The sequence below is a fragment of the Burkholderia latens genome (assembly GCF_902499045.1).
In the GTDB taxonomy this organism is placed as follows: Bacteria; Pseudomonadota; Gammaproteobacteria; order Burkholderiales; family Burkholderiaceae; genus Burkholderia; species Burkholderia latens.
In genome coordinates this window covers 119,621-143,450 of the sequence record NZ_CABVPL010000003.1, presented here as the reverse complement: position 1 = coordinate 143,450, position 23,830 = coordinate 119,621, and the positions used below count along the sequence as shown (strand labels likewise).

The window sequence follows — 23,830 nt, the reverse complement described above, 5'->3', positions numbered from 1 at the left end:
GATCGTTTCCTGTAACAGGGAATCACGAGATTCCCTGTTCCTGACCGCAAAGCCTACGGACATGGGAGCCACATGAAGCGAAGAAAAACACCTCTGCGCACGCCACGAACGCGAGAGATGCTGCTGCCGTTGTCGGCGGGCGTCGCTCGGCGGTTGTCTCTGGAAAATCATCTCGCGCTCGCGACGATTCAATCCGGAAATGGAACCGCCGATACAATGATCGCATTGATGCGCGTTCTGTACATGACCTATTTTTTGCTGGAAACGAACCCATCGGATGTCGCGATCGACATGTTCTTGACGATGGAGACTGCGCTGGACGAAAGCATTCGCGCCACAGAGGACGGGAACGGCTGTACAGTGAGCGAAGATACCGTGCCGGTGATTCGCGGTATCCTGCTTCAATTCGATAGTGCAATCGCGAGCGTGCCGAAGCACCACTATATCAAAGCCGTCGACAGGTTCACGACCTTCGCGCTAAGCCCGCATCAGTCACCGTTGCCGGGAAGCCGGGTCGAAGGGCTCTGGGAACAATAAGCTCTACGCACGGCTAGCACTCTAAGGACCAAGACGCCCACGGGGCGCTAATGCCTCACTCGTTGAGCGGCATCCAACCAGCATTGACCGCAACGGCGATGATCCGATCGCCAAATTCGCACGGCCGCCGGGAAGCCAAGCCAAGCGCCATACAGCGCCAACGCTTCGGCAGTGCAAGATCATGCGGCTCGCAACGACGTGCCCTGGGCAGGCGTGCCATGTATCGCTCATGATTGCGACCTCGGCTCCCAGACTGCAGCCAAGGCCATCGTTCTCCCCAACGCTGCGTTCACTGTCCCTCACCATCTTCTTCGCTCTCGCGTCGAGGACAGCTTAAGCACCGAGTTGTTCCGAACGCCGAAACGCGCCGGATGACAATCGGCCGAACTTGCAGATGTCGACTCGTGAGCGCGCGACCAGCGAAACAATGGACACGCGCGGTACGGGCGCTAGTGAGTGGTCGATGCCTTGGGAGCCAGTGATGGCATCTGCGTCGATTGCGCATGGCAGCAACGATTACTTCGTAGCTTCGCAGGCTGAGCCTGAACCGGTTGCGTAGCAAAGACGATATGCAGCGCAACGTGAAGAAACGCCCATGCCAGGAGGAATGCGACAATTAGAGCGATTTTTTGTCGACGGGTCAGATGAAAGTGTACGAGATAGTGGGTCCGCACCGCACTGACAACTGGCCTCCATGTCATGCCCTTCAAATCCCCGATACCTTCGTTCAATTTTCTTCGCTGCACGAGATCTCCCGTTGAATACACAAGAATGCCTCGTATCGCAGTGGACAACGGTGGCTGATTTCGCACATCGTCAGGTTTTTTCGAGCGGAGCACGCTACGGGTGTCTGTTTGCGTCGGCTGCGCGCAGAGCGAGTGGCACGCTCTGCGACGGGCCGGATAGGATCGACAGGGCGACGGCAAAAGCCACAATGGCCACCAGTACACATATTCCAATCCGGTTTTTATTTCGGTATTCCATTATTTCCCCGTCTCCATGTCGCGCGACTCGGGTTCGATCGCCATCGATTCAACGTCCTTGACGCCGCCTCTGGTGTCCGCAGACTGCACGCTGCGACGCGTCGTATTCTCTGCAAACGCCTTCAGTCGTTCTCCGGTCACATAGTGGCGCTGCCAATACGGACTGCGCAGGCTCTCAAGGCGTACATGTCCGCCCTTTGACGGCGAATGTACGAATTGGTCATTCCCCAGGTAAAGCCCGACGTGGGAGAACTTTCGACCGAGCGTATTGAAGAATACGAGATCTCCCACGTGCAGTTGCCCCTGCCCAACGGGAAGCCCTTCCCTTGCCTGACTCGCCGCCGTGCGAGCAATGCGAACGCCGGTTGCGGCGCGCAGCACGTATTGAACAAAGCCGCTGCAATCGAAACCGCTCTTCGGCGATGTTCCCCCCCGGCGATACGGAATACCAACAAGACTTAATGCCTTTTCCTGCACATATGCTGCTGGATCCCTGGTTGCATCGGCCCCCATGGCGGGAATAGCCGGTCGAGCTGCATTATCATGGTCGGCCCGTTCCGTGGGCATAGGATCCGCCCATGCCGAACCAGCTACAAATCCTATCGTCGCAATCAGGACTGCCGCGATGCGTTTCTCTGCATCGGAAAACTTTCTCCAATTCATACTCGACACCACCGCAAAACCCCGACTGATTGCTATCGGACCGCGCGCCGCCCACGATCTCCGATACAACGAAGCATCTTCCGTCGCGTCAACCGAACGATCGTTTGATGCAGTTCTTACAGGAAAATGACGATCTTCGCGTGACTTTAGACATGAACTGAGCACGAGTGCACCATGCAGCAGTATGTTGGCAATGCTACCCGGTGCATCGACCAGCCTCGCTCAAGAATTGTCAAAGCACTTATCGCATGCCGACGCGCTCACCGGCACCGGACCGCTCGTATTGAAATCGTGATTGCGGATCGTCGGGCCGCGATGCCGAGATGCATCACGGTGACAAAATTTCGGACGACCGGAGCTGATTCGATGGGATCACCTCCTGGTTCCGTGCTGCCGACAGCAACCATGCACGGAGCGCCTCACGGACACTTTCGATAACGGCCACCCAGTCGCCTGGATTTTTTTGTCTGAAAATGCGTGCAGTGGGATACCAAGGCGAGTCCTCACGGTCCGATAGCCAGCGCCAGCAACCGTCGAACCGCGACAACATCCAGACAGGTGTACCCACCGCTCCGGCAACGTGAACGACCGATGTGTCGACGGAGATAACGAGGTCGAGGTTCATGATGATCGCAGCCGTATCCGCAAAGTCCGACACGTGTCCCATAGGATCGAACGGTTGCAATGATGCAGGCAACTCGGAAATCTGCCCGCGCGCCGCATCTCCCTTCTGCAAACTCACGAAGGTCAAGTCCGGCATCTCGACTAATGGTCGGTAGAGCGTCGCATGGAACGACCTTCGTCGATCGATCGCATGTGCGCTCGCCAGATCAGGGCGTGGGTCCCCGGCCCAGACCAGGCCGACTCGAATCCCGTGTGCCGGCATACGCGCCCGCCATCGAGCAATCAGTTCATCACTCGGCCTCAGATAGGGTACGTTTGTCGGGATTTCCGGACATTCCGCACGGAGCCGGTGCGGCAGGCTCATCAGCAGACAAGCATAGTCGTGCGCGGGCAGCGTATCCAGGTCGTCAGGCACAATCCAGTCGTCCACACCGTCGATGGATTCAGCCAGTCGACGCAGCCCAGGTGGACACACAACCGTCAGTCGCCGGAGACCCGTCGCCTTCAAGATCGGCAGATACCGTACGAACTGTACGAAATCACCCAGCCCTTGCTCGGGAAGCACGACCATCGACTTCCCATTCAGAGGCTCGCCCTGCCACTCCGGAAATATCAACGCTGGCTGTACATGCTCGCGCGCCTCACCTCCCCAATAGGGCGATACGGCGTACCGCGTCTCATACCGCGCCCAGCCTTCTTCATAGCGCCCCATTGCGAGCAGCACGAGACTCAAATTGAACGCAGTAGGCGCGCGAAGCGGATCGACATCGAGCGCGCGTCGCAGACATTGTTCGGCTTCGGAAAGACGGCCGGCGTCTTGCAACACGCGCCCGAGATTGTTGAGCGCTTCCACTGACTCCGGCAAGCGTTCGAGTACCTTGCGGTAGCACGCTTCCGCTTCGGAGAAGCGCTGCTGCGCATACAGCAGGTTGCCGAGATTGCCGTACGAGCGTGGATCATCGGGACGCAGCGCGATTGCCGTCCGGATGCAGCGATCAGCCTCCGGAAACCTGTTCACCTTGTAAAGGAGAACGCCGAGATTCAAATGCGCATCGAAGAGCGCCGGGTCACGCTCGATCGCGTGACGATAGGATGCCTCTGCTTCATGATGCCGACCTTGCTCGTACAGCGATGTTCCAAGATCGGTCAGTAACCCGGCGTGCGCGCCGCTTTCCCTTAGCGCCTGCCGAAAATGATACTCGGCTTCGACCGACCGGCCCGTGGCCTGCAGGACGATGCCGAGCCTATGCCTCACGACCATGTTGTCGGGAGCTGCATCCAAAGCGCGCTCGAAGCAGATCAGTGCCGCTTCACTGTGTCCGTTCGCGTAAGCGAGCATCCCGAGATTGCAATGCGCGTCGACGTAAGACGGATCGATGGCAATGGCCCGACGGTAGCAGGTCTCCGCTTCTTCGGGAGATCCGCTCGCTTCGAGCAATACGCCAAGATTGTTCAGCGCGGAAGCGTGATCGGGCTCGAGTTCGAGGACACGACGGTAATTACTCGCCGCGGCATGAAGGTCTCCACCGTGGTGAGCGGCCACCCCGGCTTCAAATGCTTCCAATGCACTGCGACGGATGAATTCGGGCGCCATACCGGTTACGGTCTATCCATATCAAGCCGGTCTGATCGTGTGCCGCGAACATTGCACTCCGCTGCGACGACGGTCACAGTGCAGTCTCGGCGACACACGTCCATGCTGTGACCTGCGTCCATCTCAGTAATTCACCGCTCTTGACGAAACCGCATGCTCCATGTCGACGGCCGCCAGCGTATAGCCGGTCCCACGTACGGAGATGAGGCGATAACCATGTTCGCCCGTCAGTTTGAGCTTGGTGCGCAGTCGCGAGATATGCACACAAACGTTATGTCGCTGCGGGTCCTGAAGCGACACGCCCTCCCACATCGTCATCCACAGCTCTCCGAATGTGACGACGGAAGATAGTCGTGAGAAAAGCAGCAGCGCCGCACGATATTCCATACGGGTCAACCCGATTGACATGCCATCCACCGACACCCGATCGCTTCCGGCCGAAAAGACATAGGCACCGAAGAACTGATTCTCGGCGAGGCGCTGCACACAGGAAATACGTCGCATCAGCGCCCGAATTCTGGCTACCATCAGGTCGAATGCCGCAGCCTCGTCAAGATAGACGTCCGCACCCGCGACAAGCGCGTCCACCATTTCGTCATCGCTCCGTGGCCCGATGACGACCAATGGGGTTCGCTCCGTCGCGGGATTGCTCCGGATTTTCTGCACAAGCTCGGCAATCCCGGTGTTCCGATGTAACTCCATCAGCAAGATCACATCGACCGCCGCCGCGCGAAAGCGATCAATCACACCATGACAGGAATCCAGATGCACGCAGGCAAATCCGAGTGTGCTCAGCCGGGCTTCAAGGCCACTCAACCGCTCGTTGCCTCCCACGACTGCGCAAGACGTTACCGGCCGGACGATCGACAATACCGACATTGGCATGCTCCATTCATAGCGGTCAAACTGACACCTGCGAAACGCAACCGGATCGCCCCGTTCACTCACCAATTCCATCGCCCTCGGGCTCATCCTGCTTTCCTCGACCATCAGCCGCGAAATCGCTCGACGTGATCCTGAATCCTTCCGGATCGCGTCCGTTCATCCAGCGCGGGCGGCGACCGCGGCCGGACCATGTCGCGCCTGTTTCGGGATCCCAATATCGCGGTTCGACTCGCCTGCGCGGCGCTATCCTGCCCCGCTCTTGACTTCCGACGCGCGTTTCGATCTCGCGTATGCCGATTTCGTACTCGCGCATCAACGTGACGATCTGCTCGACAACGTTCTTGCGCAGAATTGCGCGTTGCGCAGCGATCTTTGCATCCAGTTCAACTCGCTGCGCGAGAAGCGCTTGCAATGAATCTCTCGACATATTTCCTCCCATTCCATACACAATCTTTTGCGCATTAAAGGTGATTTATGGGTAAAGACGCGACAACGTCTCAACCCCGAAAGATCGATAAAAATCCACCACCCATCATTACGCAGTTCTCTCAGGCTCCAGCCGGGCCCTTACATCGTGCATTTCTGCATTTCAATGGCGATTTCCGCGACAATTAGCAAAATCAATCCAAGCACGACCGCGGCTACGACGCAGACAAACGGGCGAGTGAATCTTTGGATGAGACGGCGAAAATGCATGGTTCGCGGCTCTCCGTGCCAGTGAATGTCTTTCATGTCCTGCAGCCCTGGACGTGCTTGTTTGTCGCTCTTTCTGACAGAGCGGGCCGGATCTTCACTCATCATCCTATGCCCCGTTCACACTGCCCGGCGATGCGCTAAAAACTCACATCTGCCGGACCAGTCGGATGATGAACAACAGAATTACGGCTCCGACCACGGCAACGATGATCGACGACAAGAATCCGCCGCCAACGCTAATCCCGAATACCGATGCGAGCCAACCGCCAACGACTGCTCCGATAACGCCGACGACAATGTCGATAAGGATGCCGAATCCGCTGCCCGAAACGATCAGACCGGCCAGCCAGCCAGCGATGCCACCAACGATCAGCCAAATTGCAATATGAGTAAGCATGGTTTTTCCTTGAATTAACTTAAATTAAAATTACCCGTTCATCGGGATTGTTGGTTTTCTCATCGCGATGCACGTGACGATATAAATAACTGTGGTGCTTATGCGTTTGAATGACTGCACTCGGGCAGAAACATCACGGCCAATATCGCCGGCGTGCGTCTCTTCATTCGAGTCCTCCTTGCATCAACTTGACGGTTTTCCGGCCGCCATTCCGGTTCGACCTGCCGGCTACGATCCGTCAGTCCGGCGCAGAGGAAGATGAGGCACGCGCTCGTTGCTCGTCGTACGAAGCTGATGAATCAGGCGAACCGCCTTGTTCAACTGCGCTTGCGCCGCCGCTCTTTGCGCCTCCAGGAGCGACACATCCTTTCTCACCTGCTGTTGGCGGTTATTCACGAGCTGCGTCTGCTCGGCATGACGTTCAAGATCGATTCTCAGCCGCTCGGCCTGCCCTTCGGTCGCATCGGCCATCGCGGCGATCTGCTGGTTCTGCGCCTCGAGCTGAGCCCGCCGCAGTTCCACATCGGCGAGTCGCACTGCCTGCTCTTCAAAGTACTTGAACGCGGCTTCGGCCGTATCGAACTCCATCCCATGCAACGCTCGCCATAGCTTGCCTTCCTGGTGCAGCGTGACGTAGTACGACATGTCGGCGCGATGGAGCAGCAGCTTGACCGCATAGGAGAAGGTCTCCAGCGTGCGAAGCACCGTTACTGCGTCCCGAGCGTGCATCGCCTCTATCTCGGCGAGTTCAGCCGTCTGCACCGTCCGGGCGGCTCCCTGCGGCAGCACCGCGTTGAGCGAACGCAGCGGGGAGACAGTCGGCGTCGCTATCAGGGTGTCGTCCGCCGGCGCCGGCTCGAGTTCGGCGCGGGTGTCGAACAGTGCTTCGGTCGTTGGGTCGGCGGCCTCGAGAGGTCGGTTATTCAGATGCAACTTCATGATCAATTTCCTCAATGCCGGGAACCTGTTCCGGACCGGTGGCGATAGACGCGGGTTCACTATTGCCCAGCGAATTCGATGCGTCGGTTCTCGAACCGACCGATACTTGTCAGATTGCTCGCGATCGGCTTCTCAGCGCCGTAACCCTCGGCCGTCAGGAGAGCAGCAGGCGCCCCGTTCGCGACGAGGTACGCCAACACCGAGTCGGCCCGCTTGCGTGCGAGTTGTACAAGCGCTTCGCGGTCGCCAAGGCTATCCGCGTAGGCGGCTATCCTGACCTTCACGGGATGGCCAACATTTGCGCACGTCTTCAGCAACAGCGCCGAATCGCCGAGCGTGTCCTTCGCCGACGTCGGCACGTGAGCGCTCGAGTGCGCGAAATCGATGATCTGCATATTGAGAACGCGTACAACGTTCGCGACCTGGCATGGCTGACCGTCGTCGAGCGTCGCGGCCATCGCGTGACGAAACGATCGCGCGGCCGCATCCACTCGCTCGGCGGCAGAAAACGTCGTGACTTGCCACGGAGAGCCAAATGCCTGCTGAACGCGCGCGGGCCATCCTGCGGTCGTCGCCGATCCTGCGAGTTCGATCGCGGACGAGTGGAGTTCCACTTCCGCGCCGCGTACCGCCATGAGCGCGACGAGCGTATCGAGGTGATCCATCCAGTCGGCACGCGCACCCGCCACGACTTTCACATCGGCGGTAAAGCGGCCGGCGCCGAACCTGTCTTTCAGCGCGCGCATCAATGTGTCGCGTTGCTCATCGCCTGCGACGGTGCCCGCAAAGTGCGGGCTCCCTCCATCGTCGACGCGAAACGCGGCTGTGTTCGCGACGGCTTCAGGCGCTGGCGTGGCCGCGTCTCCCACGCCAGGAACCGTAGAGGAAGAAGCGGCAACTGCAGACGAGGCGGCGGCGACCGACGTTGCGGACACTTCAACCGGCCTTTCGCCGGCCGGCGTTTCGACCGCAACACCGACACGCGACGCCGCGGCAGGCGCACTGGCGGGCGAACTCACCGAATCGGTGGACGGCGATATTGCCGCTTTCAGAAAGCCCGGGTGCGTCTGTTCATACGCGAACGCCCCAACTGTCCCGAGCGCCAGCAAGGCAAGAAGCCACGCGAGCCCGCGACGCGATCTACGTGTCCGGACGGTTGCCTTGTGCATGATCGGCGTTGCCCGACCGGCATCGGTGGCCTCATCGATTGGCGCAGGTTCCCCCACGGCTGCCGCCGCTGGTGCGTCCACTTTTTGAGAAAAGTTCGGCACGTGGGCTTCCGGGGCGGCCATCGGCGGCGGCGAGAACACGCTCGGCTGCATGCGAGAGGCGGGAACGACTGTGGAACTTGCCGTCGTGCTGACCGTTGCATTGATCCCGCCATACGTCGACGGTGCAGCCGGCGGCCGCGCAGGCTCGGGATCGGCCGCCACCATGGAAACGGGTGCGGGACCGGCAGCCGTCGTCGCAAAGTGGCCGCCAGTCTGCAAGAGCCGCGATGCGCTCTCGAATCCCAACACGGCGGCCATGTCATCAGTCAGCGCCGGCGCGATCAACGGGGCCTGTGCGGCGGTCAGTTCGACGAAATCGCTGGTCTGCGCCTGCTCGATCAGCAGATGATGCTTGAGCGCGCCCAGCCCGACGGCGGCCGCCAGTGCGACCAGAACGTGCGTGGCTTGCGGCGGCACCCCCGTCTGCATCGCGATCTGATCGCTCAACGGCGCGATCCGACGCTCGATTGCGCGTCGACTCAATACGTCGCCGCTCGCCTCGAGATCCTTCAACGCGGCCGTATCGCCCACCAGTTCGCCCAGTTGCTCGCTGATCCGGGGATTCGCCGCGCCCGACATAAGCGTTCCGTACACCGACGACCCACCTTGCGCGGTTCGACATGCCGCGATCAATGCAGCACCGACCGCCACGGCACCGAGTTCGACGACGTGATGAATCACATTTGGTGCCAACCCCATCCGAGCCGAAAGCTGCTCGCATATCGTCTGGGTGAACACCCGGGACACCGTCTGGACGAAATCGAAATTCTTCAAGGTTCACTCCGTCAAATTCAAATTTTTCAGGCGCGTCGACACCGGGCGCATATTTCGAGTCCGGCGCGCAACTCCACTTCGTTTGCGAATCGCCACTCGCCCGATTCGGCCCGCACGCGAACGCATCCGCCATAGATTTGAACGATGGCATCCTCGCCCCATGCGTCATGCAGCCTCCGAAGCAATGCGCGCTGCTCGCGATCGAGATAGAACGGCCAGTCGGCACGGGTGCGGTCAGCACAACCCGGACTCGGAAACCGGAATTGCAGCGGCTCGTCCATTGCTCGTTCGTATCCTCCGATCCGGTTTTCTCTCAAAGCGCGCCGTGCGTTTCCGTCTCTGGTGCTTCCGCCTGATGGTGTTGCGCCAACGCCCGCAGATCGCCGCTCAATTCACCCAGCGCCGAACTCCAGTCGCCATACGTGTTTTGGCGGTACAAGCGCACGCTCGGATACCACGGACTATCGGATCGCCCCGTCATCCATACCCAGTGCGGATTGACGTCGAGCAGTACCCACGTCGGCACACCGAGCCCACCGGCCAGATGAGCCACCGACGTGCAAACGGTGACGACCAGATCGAGGCTCTGTACGAATGCGGCGGTGTCGTCGAACGATTCGAATTCGCCGGTGTGATCGACCAATCGCAGGCCGGCGTCGCGCGCCCGGTCGGCCTCCTCGTCTGCGTCAAGTTGCAAGCTGTAAAACTGAACGCCCGGAATGGTCTTCAAAACGCTGGCCAACTCGACCGGGTCCACCGAACGCATCGGATTGCGTTGATGATTTCGACTGCCCGACCACGCCAATCCGACTTTCAACCCCGCGCCGCTCTCGCATCGGTCGCGCCACATCCGTACCTTCTCGACATCCGCACGCAGATAAGAAGTACGGCCCGGTAAATGCTCGAGTCTCACGCCCAGCGCAAATGGCAGGCTGCAGAGCGGAAGGTGATAGTCGAATGCCGGCAGCGGCCGCTGATCGTGCGGGACCACGGATTCCACCACGTCGCCGACGCTGCGCTCGAGCAGCGGCATCAGATTCGAGAAACAGCAGTAGACGATCTTGCCGCCCTCACGGCGCACCCGCTCCGATATCGCGGGAACGAAGCGCACGAACTGCAGCACGTCACCGTTGCCTTGCTCGCCCCAGATGAGGATCGTCTTGCCCGCCAGCGATTCACCGTTCCACTGGGGCGCGGGCAGGTTGTGGGAGATGCCGCGCAGCTCCGGCGAGCCTTGCCAGCGAGCCTCGTGGCGACTCCAGCCGTTCTGATAGTCGCCGCGCATCAGCTGCAACATCGCAACCGTCCATACAAGAGACATGTTTTGCGGTTCCAATTCGAGCGCTCGCTGAGCGATGGCCAATGCTTCGTCCCATTGCTGGTGCTCGCGGAGCACATACGAATAGGTCTGCAGCGCGGTCGGATAGTTCGGAGCGAGTGCGCATGCGCGCTCGGCCGCGACGAGACTGTCCGCGACTTCACCGGTCTTCAGAAGCGTCGTCGCGAGGTTGCTCCACGCAAGCGCGTTATCGGGATCGTCCTCGAGCGCCTGAGTGAGCACGGCTTTTGCATCGTCGAACTGTTTCAGTTCGAGATGCGCCGCCCCCATGTTGTTGCGCAGCATCGGCGTCTTGGGTTCGATCCGAATCGCATGCCGATAGGCATCTAGCGCCTGCAGTTGATGGCGCGCCTGCTGATGGGCGAGACCGAGTCGGAACCACGGGCCTGCCTGGTCCGGCGCGCGTTCACAGCGCACGGTCGCGATGTCGCGCGCCGCATCGAATTTTCCGAGCCTCAGCAATACATCGATCCAGTCGACCATCCAGTCGTCGCCCGGGGCGCCGTGTCGATACGCACGCTCGAACCACCCGTCCGCGCCGGGGTCGTCACCCAGCCTTACCGCGAGACGAGCGCGCTCCGTCAGCGCATCGACGTTTTCCGGGTCCAGTCGCAATGCGCGATCAAGTAGTTCGCGCGCGTCGGCATGTCTGCCACGCAGCCCCATCAGCCGGCTCGTCAACACGAGCTCGCGCGGATTCGCCGATTCGGACGCTCGCTCGGCCGACAAAAGATGCGTTGCTTCGATCAGCGCGCCACGCGCGATCAGTTCTTCGGCGCGGTCCAGTTGGTTTTTTGCTTGCTTCGCCATGTCGTACCTTGTGTTGTTTTAATGTTGTGCGGTTGCCCACATGAATCACATGCCCTGAACCATGATGCCGGCGAGCAGCCCGACACAGAGGCCGATCAACCGGCCACGGAAAGCAGCCCGCTTCGCCGCGACGTCTTCGAACAGCACGGAAGGTCGAAGCCGAGAAATCTTCTTGAATAAATATGGAATCGCGAACAGAACGACAATTGCTGCAACCAAAGCGATCGCGACCTCCATGCGCGGCGTCACATTGCGTAACCAATCCACGTTCGCGGACGACCAGTTGACCGCCATCACGATCCAGCACGCGACGAGCCAACCCACGATCAGGTTCATGATGAAGCGGTCCGTGCAGTGTGCGTTTTCCATGAGCTTCTCCCTATCCGACGGTTGACGCGATTTATTGCCGCGTAATGACCGCTTTTTGAGCAAGCGAATCGACGAGCGCGCCAAACGCGTCGTCCTGCCGCTTGGCCTGCATCGATTTCCGCAGGGAATCCTGGACCTGCGCATACGGCGGCACGGTGGTCGGCCGGGTCGCGTCGAGCTTGACCAATACTCGGTTCGAGCCAACCGGCACGGCGGTCCGCGTGTATTGGCCGGGGCGCAGTTTCACGAGTGCGCGCGCCACTTCGATCGGCAATCCTTGTGTCTGACCGTCCGTCACCGGCGTCTTGAGGCTCATCCATTGCAGCGCCCCGCCTTCTGCCTTGTTCGGGGCAACGCTGGCAGTGGCCGCCACCTTGTCGAACGATTCGTGGCGCGCAAGCCGTGCGAGTGCCCGCTGAGCCGCCTGCTCGTCTGGCAGCACGATCACGCGCGGTTTGTAGGAAACAGGGCCAAGCGATGCCACCACGGCGTCGTAGCGCTGACGCACCTCTTCGTCCGTCACCACCGTGGGTTGCAGATGTCGGGACACATATAAACGGTTCTCGATATCGACACGTGCCTTTCCTTCCGCAGCGCGAACTTCGCTCGCGTCGCCGAGCTTCTCGGATTCGGCTGCTTGACGAATCAATTCCCGCGCGATCAGACCTCGCACGATGGTTTCGCGCTGGGCGAGCGAATCGGGCTGTGCACTGGTTCGCAGCAAATCGTCGACCTCGGTCCGCATAATCGCGACACCGTTGACCGTCGCGACCGCGCCGGGCACCGAGGTGGGCGCCGGGCGTACCAATTGCTGTGCCGGGTCCGCCGCAGGCGCGTGCGCGCATCCGGCAAACAGAAACGACGTCATGACGGCCGCTGCGATCGCTGCCGAGGAACGGGATGCGTGGATGCTTTTCATGTGCTCGCTCATTTTCATATCCATTGATTGCACTACTGATTTCCGACGTGTTTTCGGACGCCGCTCACTTTTTGCTTCGTACACCATCGAACAAGCCGGCGAGCAGGTCGTCATAAGCCTCGATCTGCTTGGGATGGTCGGGCAGGAAACGGCCGATCTGTTCGCGCTGCCGCATCAAGTAGCCCTTCCAGTCGTCGTCGTGGTGGTCGATGGCTTCCGTCAACTGACGGCAGCCAGCCTCGACGTCGTTACCCGGATAGAAGTAGCCGATTTCCTTGCAGAGATTCGCGTTATGAACGAGCGCATAGCCGTTCCAACAGACGTCGAAGTAAAAGTAGTTCAGCGCGAGCCCCCATTGGTTCGAGATCACGATATCGGTGTGCTCGGCAAGGAACTGCGGTGTGTCATATCGGCCGACGAAACTCACCTTCTTGTCGCGAACCAGATCGAGGTATTGAGCGATTCCGATAAATTCGGGGCTCTGGGTGGCGAGATGCTCGGCATTGGTCACGTGCACGTAGTCGATCTTCTCGCCGCGCTTCCGATAGCCGGCTTCGGCGATCAGCAACGGATAAAGACAGAACTTGAGCACGTCGATGTTCGGTTCCATGATCGACAACTTTTTCGGCCGACCCGTGGGGCGATATTCGCCGCCGAACGGAAGGTTCGACGTCCGCTCGTCGATGCACATCGGATCCCACACGAACGGCACCTCGCGCACCTCGCGGCGGCGCAGCACACTGAAGAATCCGGCACTCGTTTCGACCACTTGCGGAATGACCCACACTTGGTCGTAGTGCTGGTTGATAAAAATCGAATCGGCGAGGCGCCTGCCGAAAATCATCGCCTCGGACATTTGGACGTACTCGGGACCGCAGCAATAGCTGACTACTTTCGTGCCCCGTTCTTGCAGATACGCGGTTTGCAGCGAGTCGATCTGCCCGCCGAGCTCGATCAGCACGTCGAGCGCATCCTTCGCATCGTCGAACGTGCGAACCGGAAACTGGTCGGTATCCCATTGGATGCCGGACTTGATATCGACCGCCGTCGTGTTGACGAGCGTGACGCGATGCTTGAGCGGCGAGTTCTTGAACAGCTTCATCAGGTACAAGGCATTCTGTTTGATGCCGTTGACCCATAGGCTCTCCCCCGCATGGTGCAACCCGATCGTGATGCCGATTCGCAGCGAGCGCATATTCCATCCCCGAAAATACTTGTCAATCGTTGTTAAGCTCTTTTCCGATACCGCTTCATTGCGATTCGGACGTACCCAGTCGAACTTGCCGGCGCATGATCACGCAGGACGCCGCCGCATCGAGAAGCGTCACGGTCTCGCGCGGCCGCGCCGGGTTGGCGTAGACCGTGACGGCCGGAACCAGTTGAGACGCTCGATATCCGCCCAGTTCTGCCCGCGCGAATTGGCTGCACCGCATCGGCGCGCTCGATACCCGCTCGACCAGTACCGCGCAACCCGACTCGACCGGCGCTGTCGTCACGGACAGCAGCGCCGACGTATCGCCGTAATTGAGCCCCGACAACGAGAAAAATGGTTCGCTATCCGGACTGCTCCGATTCCAGTCCAGCACGACGTCCGCGCGCTGCGCGTCGGCAAACGTCGCGTTGGATATCGCGTTGACCATCGGGTAGCAGCGTCGAATACCCGCACGCATCGCGGCTGCCGAAAGGACCGTGCCCGGCATCGGCAGGGGCTCTGCCATGGCGATGCGGCCGGCCAGAATGACAGCTGCTGCCACACCGGCGGCGATGAATTTCAAGCCGCGATCTGTAGAGATGCAATCGACACGTTTCATTGGAAGAGCTCCGCAATTGCCGCGCCGTAGGCTTCGACGTTCTCCTTACGCTCCGGGTCGAGCGTGGCGAGATATGCTCGCGCACCGGCCCGGTACGAATCGAGGTTCAAATCGTGTGTCTGGAACGCTTCCAGCAACGCCAGGGCACCGTCCTCGCAGTCGAAACCGTCGTACTGGTAACCGCAGTCGTCCAGCAGCGTCGAGTTGTGCACGAGCGGATAACCGCCATAAAGCGCCTCGTAGTAGAGGTAGTTCTGCGCGTTCTCCCATTGATGCGAGACGATCGCGTCGGCTTGCGGACCGAGAATCTCGTAGATCGGCAGCCGCGGTTCGACCGTCGCTCGTCCATGCTGGAAGAGATCCAGGCTCCGCGCAAAGCCGACGAACTGTGCTTCGGTTTTCAAGTGGACAGCGTTGAACACGCGCAGCACGTCGACTATGCCGGGCACCTGCCGGTAGGCCAGGTCGGCCGCGAGCATGGCGATATGCGCGGTTTTCACCATGCAGATGTTCGGCTCGAGAATGGCCAGCCGCCAACGGCTTCGACCGGGCTCGTAACCGAAGCTCGCCGTCGTGCCGCTCGCTGCAAGCGATCGATTCAGCAGCTGGGGGCCCCACAGGTGCTGCATCACGCGCACCGGTGCGCGCAACCCGGTCTCGTAGTAGCTTGCACAGCTTCGCTCGAATGCCGGCAGCGTCCAGATCGCGTCGTAGGGTGTGCCCGACAACAGCATGCCGTGCGGCAAGCCGAACATCATGCGCTCGATGTCGATCACGTAATCGTTCGCGACGCGCATCGCGATCACGCGGCCGCCGCGGCTTCGGAACGAGCGAGCCCAATCGGGATTGAGCTGCGCACTGAGTTCGATGATGACATCGAGCTGCTCTCGCGCCGTTTCCAGATCGATCATCGGCGCCGGCGAGTATTCGAGAAACTGCTTCGCGTCGGAAGGCGTGCCATCGCCGCCGTTGACGAGATACACGGTTTCGACAAGCGGCGACCGCTTCAGCAGCATCGCCAGAAAGAAACAGTTCTGGAAAATTCCGTTTTCCCAGATCGATTGGAAGCCGGTGCGCACGAACAGCGTGATCCCGACCTTCAGGCGACGGCTCGGCATGCTGCCCTCCGTCCGTTGCTTCGAGGGAGATTCGCACCGCCAATCGCAAGCAGCGTGCGCGCGTAGTCCGATCGATTCTTCGCGTTTGCGGGCGACAGGCGCGCGAGGAATGCCCTCGTCTCTGCCTGGTAGTCGCGGAACGCGACGTCGTGCATGTAGGCCGCGTTCAGCAACTGGCCAGCGCCTTCGTTCACGCGCGATTCGGTGTAGAAGTAGCCGACCGTGCCGAGCCACGGCGAGTTGTGGATGAGCGGATAACCGCCATACAGCGCATCGAGATAGACGATGTTCTGCGTGTTGTTCCACTGATGCGCGACCACCGCGTCGACGTACTGGCTCGCGTAACCGACGAAGTCGTGCCGATGGTCGAGGTGAAGCTTGTTCTTCTTGCCGAGCTCGAGCGAGCTCGTCATGAACGAAAACGTCGGATGATCCTTCATCTGCACGCTGTTCAGCACGTGCACGCGGTCGATCGCCTCGGCGTCGATTCGATGCGCCGCTTCACAGATGAGCAACGGAATCGTGCAACACTTCACGACCGAAATGTTCGGTTCGAAAATCGACACCCGAAGCCGACGCGGCGACACGAGATCCGGCATCGGCTGATACCCGAATGTCAGGCCAGCGGCTTCGACTGCGCGCACGCGCTGCTCGACGAAGACCGGATCCCACAGAAACGGCACCTCGACGACCGGGCACCGGTGCAGTGCGCGCAGCATCGGCGCAAATTCGCGATCCTTCTCGAGAATCCAGATCTCGTCGCAGCGCGTCGCGCGCGCGAAATACCCGTCCTTCTTGAAGATCGTCGGCTCGATCAGCCCGACGTACGGTTGGCCACAGCAGAAGAACACGACCTTCTTGCCCAACGCTCGCATGTGATCGAGCCATTCGACGTCGAGGCCGCCGCCCATCTCGAAGACGACGTCGACGAGATCAGTTGCTTCGCGCGGCGCGATGAGCCGCAGACCCAATGCAGCGGCTTCGACTTCCGGTGCGAGCGCATTCTGGTCGCCGCAATTGAGCAACACGATGTCGGTCACGAACGGAAGCCCGCGCAACAATTGCGCGAAGTAGCAAACGTTCTGCCCTAGCCCGTTTTCCCAGACGCTATGTCCGGAGTGGGTGAGAACTGAAATTCCAATACGCATTGTCGTTGCGTGAAGTACACGTAATAGTTTTTAGAAAAAAGAGGGGAAGAACTGCCTTACCGGGGCGCGACAGCCCCTCCCCTAAACCCGTTGTGACATGTCGCACGCCCATACCGGAAGCGTAGACAACGGGGGTACTTCACCGGACTTCTAGTTCACCGTATCCAGCTGAATCTCGACGCGGCGGTTCTGCGCGCGGCCGACCTCGGTCGCGTTGCTCGCCACCGGATTGGATTTGCCGAACCCATGGGTGATGTATTGCTGAGACCGCAGGCCGTGATCACGCAGGTACGCGGACACGGTCTGCGCGCGACGCGCGGACAGATCGAGGTTGTACGCATCCGAGCCGCGCGAATCCGTATAACCGTCGACTACAACGGTCCGGAACGACATGCCGTGCGCATCGGCGATGAGGTTGTCCAGTTTCGATTGCGCGACCGGCGTCAAGCTCGCCTTCGCGGTGTCGAAATTGGCGTCGCCCGCCAGGGTGATCTTCTTCGGCACGGGTACCGGCGCCGGAGCAGGTGCCTGCGCCGGCTGCACCGGCGCAGGCGCCGGCTGAACGGGTGCCGCGCACTGGAAAGTCAGCAGACGGACGCCGACGTCGCTCGAGTAAGGCGCCTGCCCTTCGATCAGCCGTACCGGGGTGCTACCGCAGATTTCCCGTGCCTTCGCATCACAGGTGCCATGTCCTTCGAGCAGGCCGTCGCACCGTACACGGTATGCCTGCTGCTGGTTCGGCAGCACGATCGTGTACGCGTCGAACGTCGGACCGGATGCCGATGAGCAGCCGGCCAGCACGGTGGCGGCGGCAAGCACTGCCGCGATCGCTGTTTTGGTCATGTCAAACCTCGTTGTTCTGGAAATTCTTTGCCAAGCGTGTATCGACCGCGGGGCGGCGGCATCGCTGCCGTCCGCGCCCGCTTTCGCGTTGTTACCACTGGTAGCTGATGCCGCCGCCTACCACGTGCCCCGCGCTGCTGCTGCTCACGCCGCCCTTGATCTTGACGTTGTTCGTCAAGCGTGCCGTGAAGCCGATCGCAACTGCGCCATAGCCTTGGTATGAGGCCCCGCCCACACCGATCGCAATGGTCTTGCCGAGGTCCACCTCCGGAATCATCGTGAGCGCAGTGGCTCCCGCGACACCGGCGTATGCCTTGCGGGCCACGTTGTTCACGCTTCCCTGCACTGCATTCAACTGCGAGACGTTCACACCGTCGGTCGGGTTCACACCCGCCGCGACGTTGGTGAGCCTGCGCTCGTTGCCTGCAGAGCCGACGGACACCGTGTTGGCTTCACCAGCGATCGAACCCGCGCCGAGTGCAACCGAATTCGGTGCGCTCGCCGTCGCGTTCGTACCGATTGCGGTGGCGTTCGTGCCGGACCCCATCGCATTGGCACCGATGACGGTCGCGCCATCCGACGCAGCATTCGCACCGTTACCGACGGCGATTGCACCGACACCCGCGGCCGTGGCTGCCGGCCCGAAGGCGATCGAGTTGTTACCCGTCGCACCGTCGTTGCCGTAGTTGCTCTGACGCGTACCGTTGTCGTTCACGCTCATGTAGTGCGTGCGCGACGACGAGATCAGCGTCGACAGCGAAACGGTAGCGGTCGAGGTCGACGTCGACAGCGACGACACGCTGCTGTTCGTCGTCGACAGGCCGGTCGACAGCGAGCCCACCGTCGTCGACGTCGACGTCGACAGCGAGTTGACCGTGCTGGTCGTCGACGACATCGCCGTGGAAAGCGAACTCGACGTCGTCGACACGGCGGTCGACAGCGACGTGCTGGTGCCATTGATCGCGCTGACCGTGCTCGACAGCGAGTTGACCGTGCTGTTCGTGGACGACAAACCGGTCGACAGCGAACTCGTTGCCGTCGAGCTCGACGTGGACAGCGACGTCACCGTGCTGTTCGTCGTCGACAGACCGGTCGACAGCGAGCTGGTCGCAGTCGAACTGGACGTCGACAGCGACGTCACCGTGCTGTTCGTCGACGACAGCCCCGACGACAGCGACGAGACGGTGCTGTTCGTCGCCGACAGACCGGTCGACAGCGAACTCGTTGCCGTCGAGGTTGAGGTGGACAACGACGACACCGTGCTGTTCGTCGTCGACAAGCCCGTCGACAGCGAGCCGACCGCCGTCGAGGTCGACGTCGACAGCGACGTCACCGTGCTGTTCGTCGACGACAGACCGGTCGACAGCGAGCCAACTGCGGTGGAGGTCGACGTCGACAGCGTGTTGACCGCCTGGTTCGTTGCATACAGCTGCGAACCGTTGATCGCGTCCGTGCTCGTTGCGCTGACCCGGCCGGCCGCCACGTTCGTGATCTGGCGTTCAGCACCTGCCGCGCCGACGCTCATCACGCTCGTCGGCGTCGTGCCCGCGAACGTGTATGCCGTGCCGCCGATCGTCGTGGTCGACGTCGGGGTCGGCGCAGCCGTCACCGCGCCGGAGCCCAGTGCGACATCGCCCGCGTTCGTCGCCGTCGCGCCCGAACCCAGCGCCACCGTGTTCGCGCCTGCCGCGTTGGCGTTGTTGCCCACCGCGACACCGGCCGCACCCGCTGCCGTCGCACCGACACCTGCCGCCAGTGCGTTGATGCCCGTCGCACCGTCGTTGTTGTAGTTGCCGCCCTGCGTGCCGTTGTCGTTCACGCTGTAGTAGTGGGTGCGCGTAGCCGAGACCACCGACGACAGCGACGACACGTTGCTGTTCGTCGTCGACAGACCCGTGGACAGCGAACTCACGCCAGTCGACAGCGAGCTCACACCGGTCGACAACGAGCTGGCGGTGGTCGAGCTCGACGTGGACAGCGACGACACCGTACTGTTCGTCGCCGACAGACCCGTCGACAGCGAGCTGGCCGTCGTCGACGTCGACGTCGACAGCGATGCGACCGAGCTGTTCGTCGTCGACAGACCGGTCGACAGCGAGCTGGTTGCAGTCGAGCTCGACGTGGACAGCGACGACACCGTGCTGTTCGTCGTCGACAGACCGGTCGACAGCGAACTTGCCGTCGTCGACGTTGACGTCGACAGTGACGCCACCGAGCTATTCGTCGTCGACAGACCGGTCGACAGCGAACTCGTTGCGGTCGAGGTCGACGTCGACAACGACGACACCGTGCTGTTCGTCGTCGACAGCCCCGTCGACAGCGAGCTGGCCGTCGTCGAGGTCGAGGTCGACAACGACGCCACCGTGCTGCCGGTCGACGACAGACCGGTCGACAGCGAGCTGGTCGCGGTCGAGCTCGACGTCGACAACGATGCCACCGTGCTGCCGGTCGTCGACAGACCCGTCGACAGCGAGCTGGCCGACGTCGACGTCGACGTCGACAGCGACACGAGGCTGCTGTTCGTGGTCGACAGGCTGCTCGAGATCGAGCCGATGCCGCTGGACAGCGACGTCACCGTGCTGTTCGTCGCCGACAGACCCGTCGACAGCGAACCGACCGCGGTGGAAGTCGACGTCGACAGCGAGTTGACGGCCTGGTTCGTCGAGAACAGTTGCGAACCGTTGACCGCGTCCGTGCTCGTCCCGCTCAGCTGGCCCGCCGCCACGTTCGTGATCTGACGTTCAGCACCTGCCGCGCCGACGCTCATCACGCTCGTCGGCGTCGTGCCAGCGAACGTGTACGCCGTGCCGCCGATCGTCGCACCCGTCGTCGGATTCGCCGCCGTCGTCACCGAGCCGTTGCCCAGCGCCACGTCGCCCGCGTTCGTCGCCGTTGCGCCCGAACCCAGCGCCACCGTGTTCGCGCCTGCCGCGTTCGCGTTGTTGCCCACCGCGACACCGGCCGCACCCGTTGCCGTCGCACCGACACCTGCCGCCAGTGCGTTGATGCCCGTCGCACCGTCGTTGTTGTAGTTGCCGCCCTGCGTGCCGTTGTCGTTCACGCTGTAGTAGTGGGTGCGCGTAGCCGAGACCACCGACGACAGCGACGACACGTTGCTGTTCGTCGTCGACAGACCCGTGGACAGCGAACTCACACCGGTCGACAGCGAGCTGGTCGCGGTCGAGCTCGACGTGGACAGCGACGACACCGTGCTGTTCGTCGTCGACAGACCCGTCGACAGCGAGCTGGCCGTCGTCGACGTCGACGTCGACAGCGATGCGACCGAGCTGGTCGTCGACGACAGACCGGTCGACAACGAGCTGGTTGCAGTCGAGCTCGACGTCGACAGCGACGACACCGTGCTGTTCGTCGTCGACAGGCCGGTCGACAGCGAACTTGCCGTCGTTGACGTCGACGTCGACAGCGACGCCACCGAGCTATTCGTCGTGGACAGGCCGGTCGACAGCGAGCTGGTCGCGGTCGAGCTCGACGTCGACAGCGACGACACCGAGCTGTTCGTCGTCGACAGGCCGGTCGACAGCGAGCTGGCCGTCGTCGAGGTCGAGGTCGACAACGACGCCACGTTGCTATTGGTCGACGACAGACCGGTCGACAGCGAGCTGGTCGCGGTCGAGCTCGACGTCGACAGCGACGACACCGTGCTGTTCGTCGTCGACAAGCCGGTCGACAGCGAGCTGGCCGTGGTCGAGGTCGACGTCGACAGCGAGGCCACGTTGCTATTGGTCGACGACAGACCGGTCGACAGCGAGCTGGCCGTCGTCGAAGTCGAAGTCGACAGCGATACGAGGCTGCTGTTCGTGGACGACAGACTGCTGGAGATCGAGCCAACGCCGCTCGACAACGACGAGACCGTGCTGTTCGTCGCCGACAGGCCCGTCGACAGCGAACTTGCCGTCGTCGAAGTCGACGTCGACAGCGACGAAACCGTGCTGTTGGTCGTCGACAGACCGGTCGACAGCGAGCTCACGCCCGTCGACAGCGAACTTGCTGTCGTCGACGTCGACGTCGACAGCGAGTTGACAGCCTGGTTCGTCGAGAACAGTTGCGAACCGTTGACCGCGTCCGTGCTCGTCCCGCTCAGCTGGCCCGCCGCCACGTTCGTGATCTGACGTTCAGCACCTGCCGCGCCGACGCTCATCACGCTCGTCGGCGTCGTGCCAGCGAACGTGTACGCCGTGCCGCCGATCGTCGCACCCGTCGTCGGATTCGCCGCCGCCGTCACCGAGCCGCTGCCCAGCGCCACGTCGCCCGCGTTCGTCGCCGTTGCGCCCGAACCCAGTGCAACCGTGTTCGCGCCTGCCGCGTTCGCGTTGTTGCCCACCGCGACACCGGCCGCACCCGCTGCCGTCGCACCGACACCTGCCGCCAGTGCGTTGATGCCCGTCGCACCGTCGTTGTTGTAGTTGCCGCCCTGCGTGCCGTTGTCGTTCACGCTGTAGTAGTGGGTGCGCGTAGCCGAGACCACCGACGACAGCGACGACACGTTGCTGTTCGTCGTCGACAGACCCGTGGACAGCGAACTCACGCCAGTCGACAGCGAGCTCACACCGGTCGACAACGAGCTGGCTGCGGTCGAGCTCGACGTGGACAGCGACGACACCGTGCTGTTCGTCGTCGACAGACCGGTCGACAGCGAGCTGGTCGCGGTCGAGCTCGACGTCGACAGCGACGACACCGTGCTGTTCGTCGTCGACAGACCGGTCGACAGCGAACTTGCCGTCGTCGAGGTCGACGTCGACAGCGACGCCACCGAGCTATTCGTCGTCGACAAGCCGGTCGACAGCGAGCTGGTCGCGGTCGAGCTCGACGTCGACAGCGACGACACCGTGCTGTCGGTCGTCGACAGCCCCGTCGACAGCGAGCTGGCCGTCGTGGAAGTCGAAGTCGACAGCGATGCGAGGCTGCTGCTCGTGGACGACAGGCTGCTCGAAATCGAACCGACGCCGCTCGACAACGACGAGACCGTGCTGTTCGTCGCCGACAGCCCCGTCGACAGCGAACTTGCCGTCGTCGAGGTCGACGTCGACAGCGACGACACGCTGCTGTTCGTCGTCGACAGCCCCGTGGACAGCGAGCTCACGCCCGTCGACAGCGAGCTGGCCGTCGTCGACGTGGACGTCGACAGCGAGTTGACTGCCTGGTTCGTCGAGAACAGTTGCGAGCCGTTGACCGCATCCGTGCTCGTCGCGCTCAGCTGGCCCGCCGCGACGTTGGTGATCTGACGTTCGGCGCCTGCCGCACCGACGCTCACCACGCTCGCCGGTGTCGTGCCTGCGAACGTGTACGCCGTGCCGCCGATCGTTGCACCCGTCGTCGGATTCGCCGCCGCCGTCACCGAACCACTGCCCAGCGCAACGTCACCGGCGTTCGTCGCCGTCGCGCCGTGACCGAGGGCCGTCGTGTTTGCCGCCGAGGCGACGGAACCCGTTCCAAGCGCGGCGCTGGCCGAGCCCGAAGCAGTCGCGATGTAGCCGACCGCCGTTGCATCGGTTCCCAGTGCAGAAGCCCCCGTACCGACTGCGGTGCCGGGATCCCCCGCCATCGCGCCCGAGCCAATCGCCACCGCACCCGCGCCGCCGCTCGGGCCATTGGCCACGACGGTCGCGTTGGTGCCGATTGCAATACTGTCGCTGGCCGTCGTCGGCGTCGTTGCGCCGCTACCTTCTGCGATGCTTCTCGCGCCGGATGCCGTGGAATTCGGGCCCAGTGCGAGTGCACTCGCGCCGGCTGCGTTCGCATTGTTGCCCATTGCGACAGCGGAAGCGCCTGCTGCTGTGGCGCCCACGCCGGCCGCCAGCGCGTTCACGCCGGTTGCGCCGTCGTTGTTGTAGTTGCCGCCCTGCGTGCCGTTGTCGTTCACGCTGTAGTAATGCGTCTTGCTGCCCGACACCGTGCTGGACAGCGACGACACCGTGCTGTTCGTCGTCGACAAACCGGTCGACAACGAGCTGGCGGTGGTCGACGTCGACGTCGACAGCGATGTCACGTTGCTGTTGGTCGTCGACAGACCGGTCGACAGCGAACTCACACCGGTCGACAGCGAGCTCGCCGTGGTCGAGGTCGACGTTGACAGCGAATTGACCGCCAGG

At 61.9% G+C, this 23,830-nt stretch carries 18 protein-coding genes; 1 reads left to right on the top strand and 17 read right to left on the bottom strand.

Features of this window, described 5'->3' with window-relative positions:
* Nucleotides 1-117 precede the first annotated feature (117 nt).
* Nucleotides 118-537 (top strand): hypothetical protein, encoded by a 420-nt coding sequence (locus BSE24067_RS03275; protein ID WP_151062325.1) that lies wholly within the window; start codon nucleotides 118-120, stop codon nucleotides 535-537.
* A 983-nt stretch (nucleotides 538-1,520) separates the two neighbouring features.
* Here BSE24067_RS03275 and BSE24067_RS03270 read toward each other — a convergent pair.
* The 17 genes from BSE24067_RS03270 to BSE24067_RS33055 form a co-directional block, all read right to left on the bottom strand.
* Nucleotides 1,521-2,183, bottom strand: a complete 663-nt coding sequence (locus BSE24067_RS03270; protein ID WP_151062326.1) for a C40 family peptidase — start codon at nucleotides 2,181-2,183, stop codon at nucleotides 1,521-1,523.
* Between the two features lie 328 nt (nucleotides 2,184-2,511).
* Nucleotides 2,512-4,401: a tetratricopeptide repeat protein gene (locus BSE24067_RS03265; protein WP_151062327.1), complete on the bottom strand. Its 1,890-nt coding sequence runs from the start codon at nucleotides 4,399-4,401 to the stop codon at nucleotides 2,512-2,514.
* Nucleotides 4,402-4,524: 123 nt separating this feature from the next.
* Nucleotides 4,525-5,358 (bottom strand): response regulator transcription factor, encoded by an 834-nt coding sequence (locus BSE24067_RS03260; RefSeq protein ID WP_170297387.1) that lies wholly within the window; start codon nucleotides 5,356-5,358, stop codon nucleotides 4,525-4,527.
* A complete protein-coding gene (locus tag BSE24067_RS03255) occupies nucleotides 5,342-5,698 on the bottom strand; it encodes an H-NS histone family protein (RefSeq protein ID WP_174904689.1) in 357 nt (118 codons plus the stop codon). The genes BSE24067_RS03260 and BSE24067_RS03255 overlap by 17 nt, the downstream gene beginning before the upstream one ends.
* 429 nt (nucleotides 5,699-6,127) lie before the next feature.
* Nucleotides 6,128-6,379: a GlsB/YeaQ/YmgE family stress response membrane protein gene (locus BSE24067_RS03250; RefSeq protein ID WP_151062331.1), complete on the bottom strand. Its 252-nt coding sequence runs from the start codon at nucleotides 6,377-6,379 to the stop codon at nucleotides 6,128-6,130.
* Nucleotides 6,380-6,607: 228 nt separating this feature from the next.
* Nucleotides 6,608-7,318, bottom strand: coding sequence for a DUF2968 domain-containing protein (locus BSE24067_RS03245; RefSeq protein WP_151062332.1), 711 nt, complete (start codon nucleotides 7,316-7,318; stop codon nucleotides 6,608-6,610).
* Nucleotides 7,319-7,377: 59 nt separating this feature from the next.
* Nucleotides 7,378-9,363 carry an OmpA family protein gene (locus tag BSE24067_RS03240; RefSeq protein WP_151062333.1) on the bottom strand — a complete coding sequence of 662 codons (1,986 nt, stop codon included), beginning with the start codon at nucleotides 9,361-9,363 and terminating at the stop codon, nucleotides 7,378-7,380.
* Between the two features lie 26 nt (nucleotides 9,364-9,389).
* Nucleotides 9,390-9,644: a hypothetical protein gene (locus BSE24067_RS03235; RefSeq protein ID WP_151062334.1), complete on the bottom strand. Its 255-nt coding sequence runs from the start codon at nucleotides 9,642-9,644 to the stop codon at nucleotides 9,390-9,392.
* Nucleotides 9,645-9,676: 32 nt separating this feature from the next.
* Nucleotides 9,677-11,512 carry a tetratricopeptide repeat protein gene (locus BSE24067_RS03230; RefSeq protein WP_151062335.1) on the bottom strand — a complete coding sequence of 612 codons (1,836 nt, stop codon included), beginning with the start codon at nucleotides 11,510-11,512 and terminating at the stop codon, nucleotides 9,677-9,679.
* Between the two features lie 45 nt (nucleotides 11,513-11,557).
* Nucleotides 11,558-11,881, bottom strand: a complete 324-nt coding sequence (locus BSE24067_RS03225) for a hypothetical protein (RefSeq protein ID WP_151062336.1) — start codon at nucleotides 11,879-11,881, stop codon at nucleotides 11,558-11,560.
* Nucleotides 11,882-11,912: 31 nt separating this feature from the next.
* Entirely contained in the window at nucleotides 11,913-12,812 is a 900-nt protein-coding gene (locus tag BSE24067_RS03220; protein WP_170297388.1) for a peptidylprolyl isomerase, read from the bottom strand.
* Between the two features lie 52 nt (nucleotides 12,813-12,864).
* Nucleotides 12,865-13,995 (bottom strand): DUF2827 domain-containing protein, encoded by a 1,131-nt coding sequence (locus tag BSE24067_RS03215; protein WP_151062338.1) that lies wholly within the window; start codon nucleotides 13,993-13,995, stop codon nucleotides 12,865-12,867.
* Between the two features lie 55 nt (nucleotides 13,996-14,050).
* A complete protein-coding gene (locus BSE24067_RS03210) occupies nucleotides 14,051-14,611 on the bottom strand; it encodes a hypothetical protein (RefSeq protein ID WP_151062339.1) in 561 nt (186 codons plus the stop codon).
* On the bottom strand, nucleotides 14,608-15,729 hold the full coding sequence (locus tag BSE24067_RS03205; RefSeq protein WP_151062340.1) for a DUF2827 domain-containing protein: 1,122 nt from the start codon (nucleotides 15,727-15,729) through the stop codon (nucleotides 14,608-14,610). Before BSE24067_RS03205 ends, BSE24067_RS03210 begins: the two co-directional genes overlap by 4 nt.
* The gene (locus tag BSE24067_RS03200; RefSeq protein WP_151062341.1) at nucleotides 15,711-16,877 is read right to left on the bottom strand and encodes a DUF2827 family protein; all 1,167 of its coding nucleotides are present in this window, start codon (nucleotides 16,875-16,877) and stop codon (nucleotides 15,711-15,713) included. The genes BSE24067_RS03205 and BSE24067_RS03200 overlap by 19 nt, the downstream gene beginning before the upstream one ends.
* A 150-nt stretch (nucleotides 16,878-17,027) precedes the next feature.
* Nucleotides 17,028-17,624 carry an OmpA family protein gene (locus BSE24067_RS03195; protein ID WP_244130455.1) on the bottom strand — a complete coding sequence of 199 codons (597 nt, stop codon included), beginning with the start codon at nucleotides 17,622-17,624 and terminating at the stop codon, nucleotides 17,028-17,030.
* Between the two features lie 187 nt (nucleotides 17,625-17,811).
* Complete coding sequence (locus BSE24067_RS33055) at nucleotides 17,812-23,769, bottom strand: YadA-like family protein (protein WP_477021214.1); 5,958 nt, start codon at nucleotides 23,767-23,769, stop codon at nucleotides 17,812-17,814.
* Between the last annotated feature and the right edge of the window lie 61 nt (nucleotides 23,770-23,830).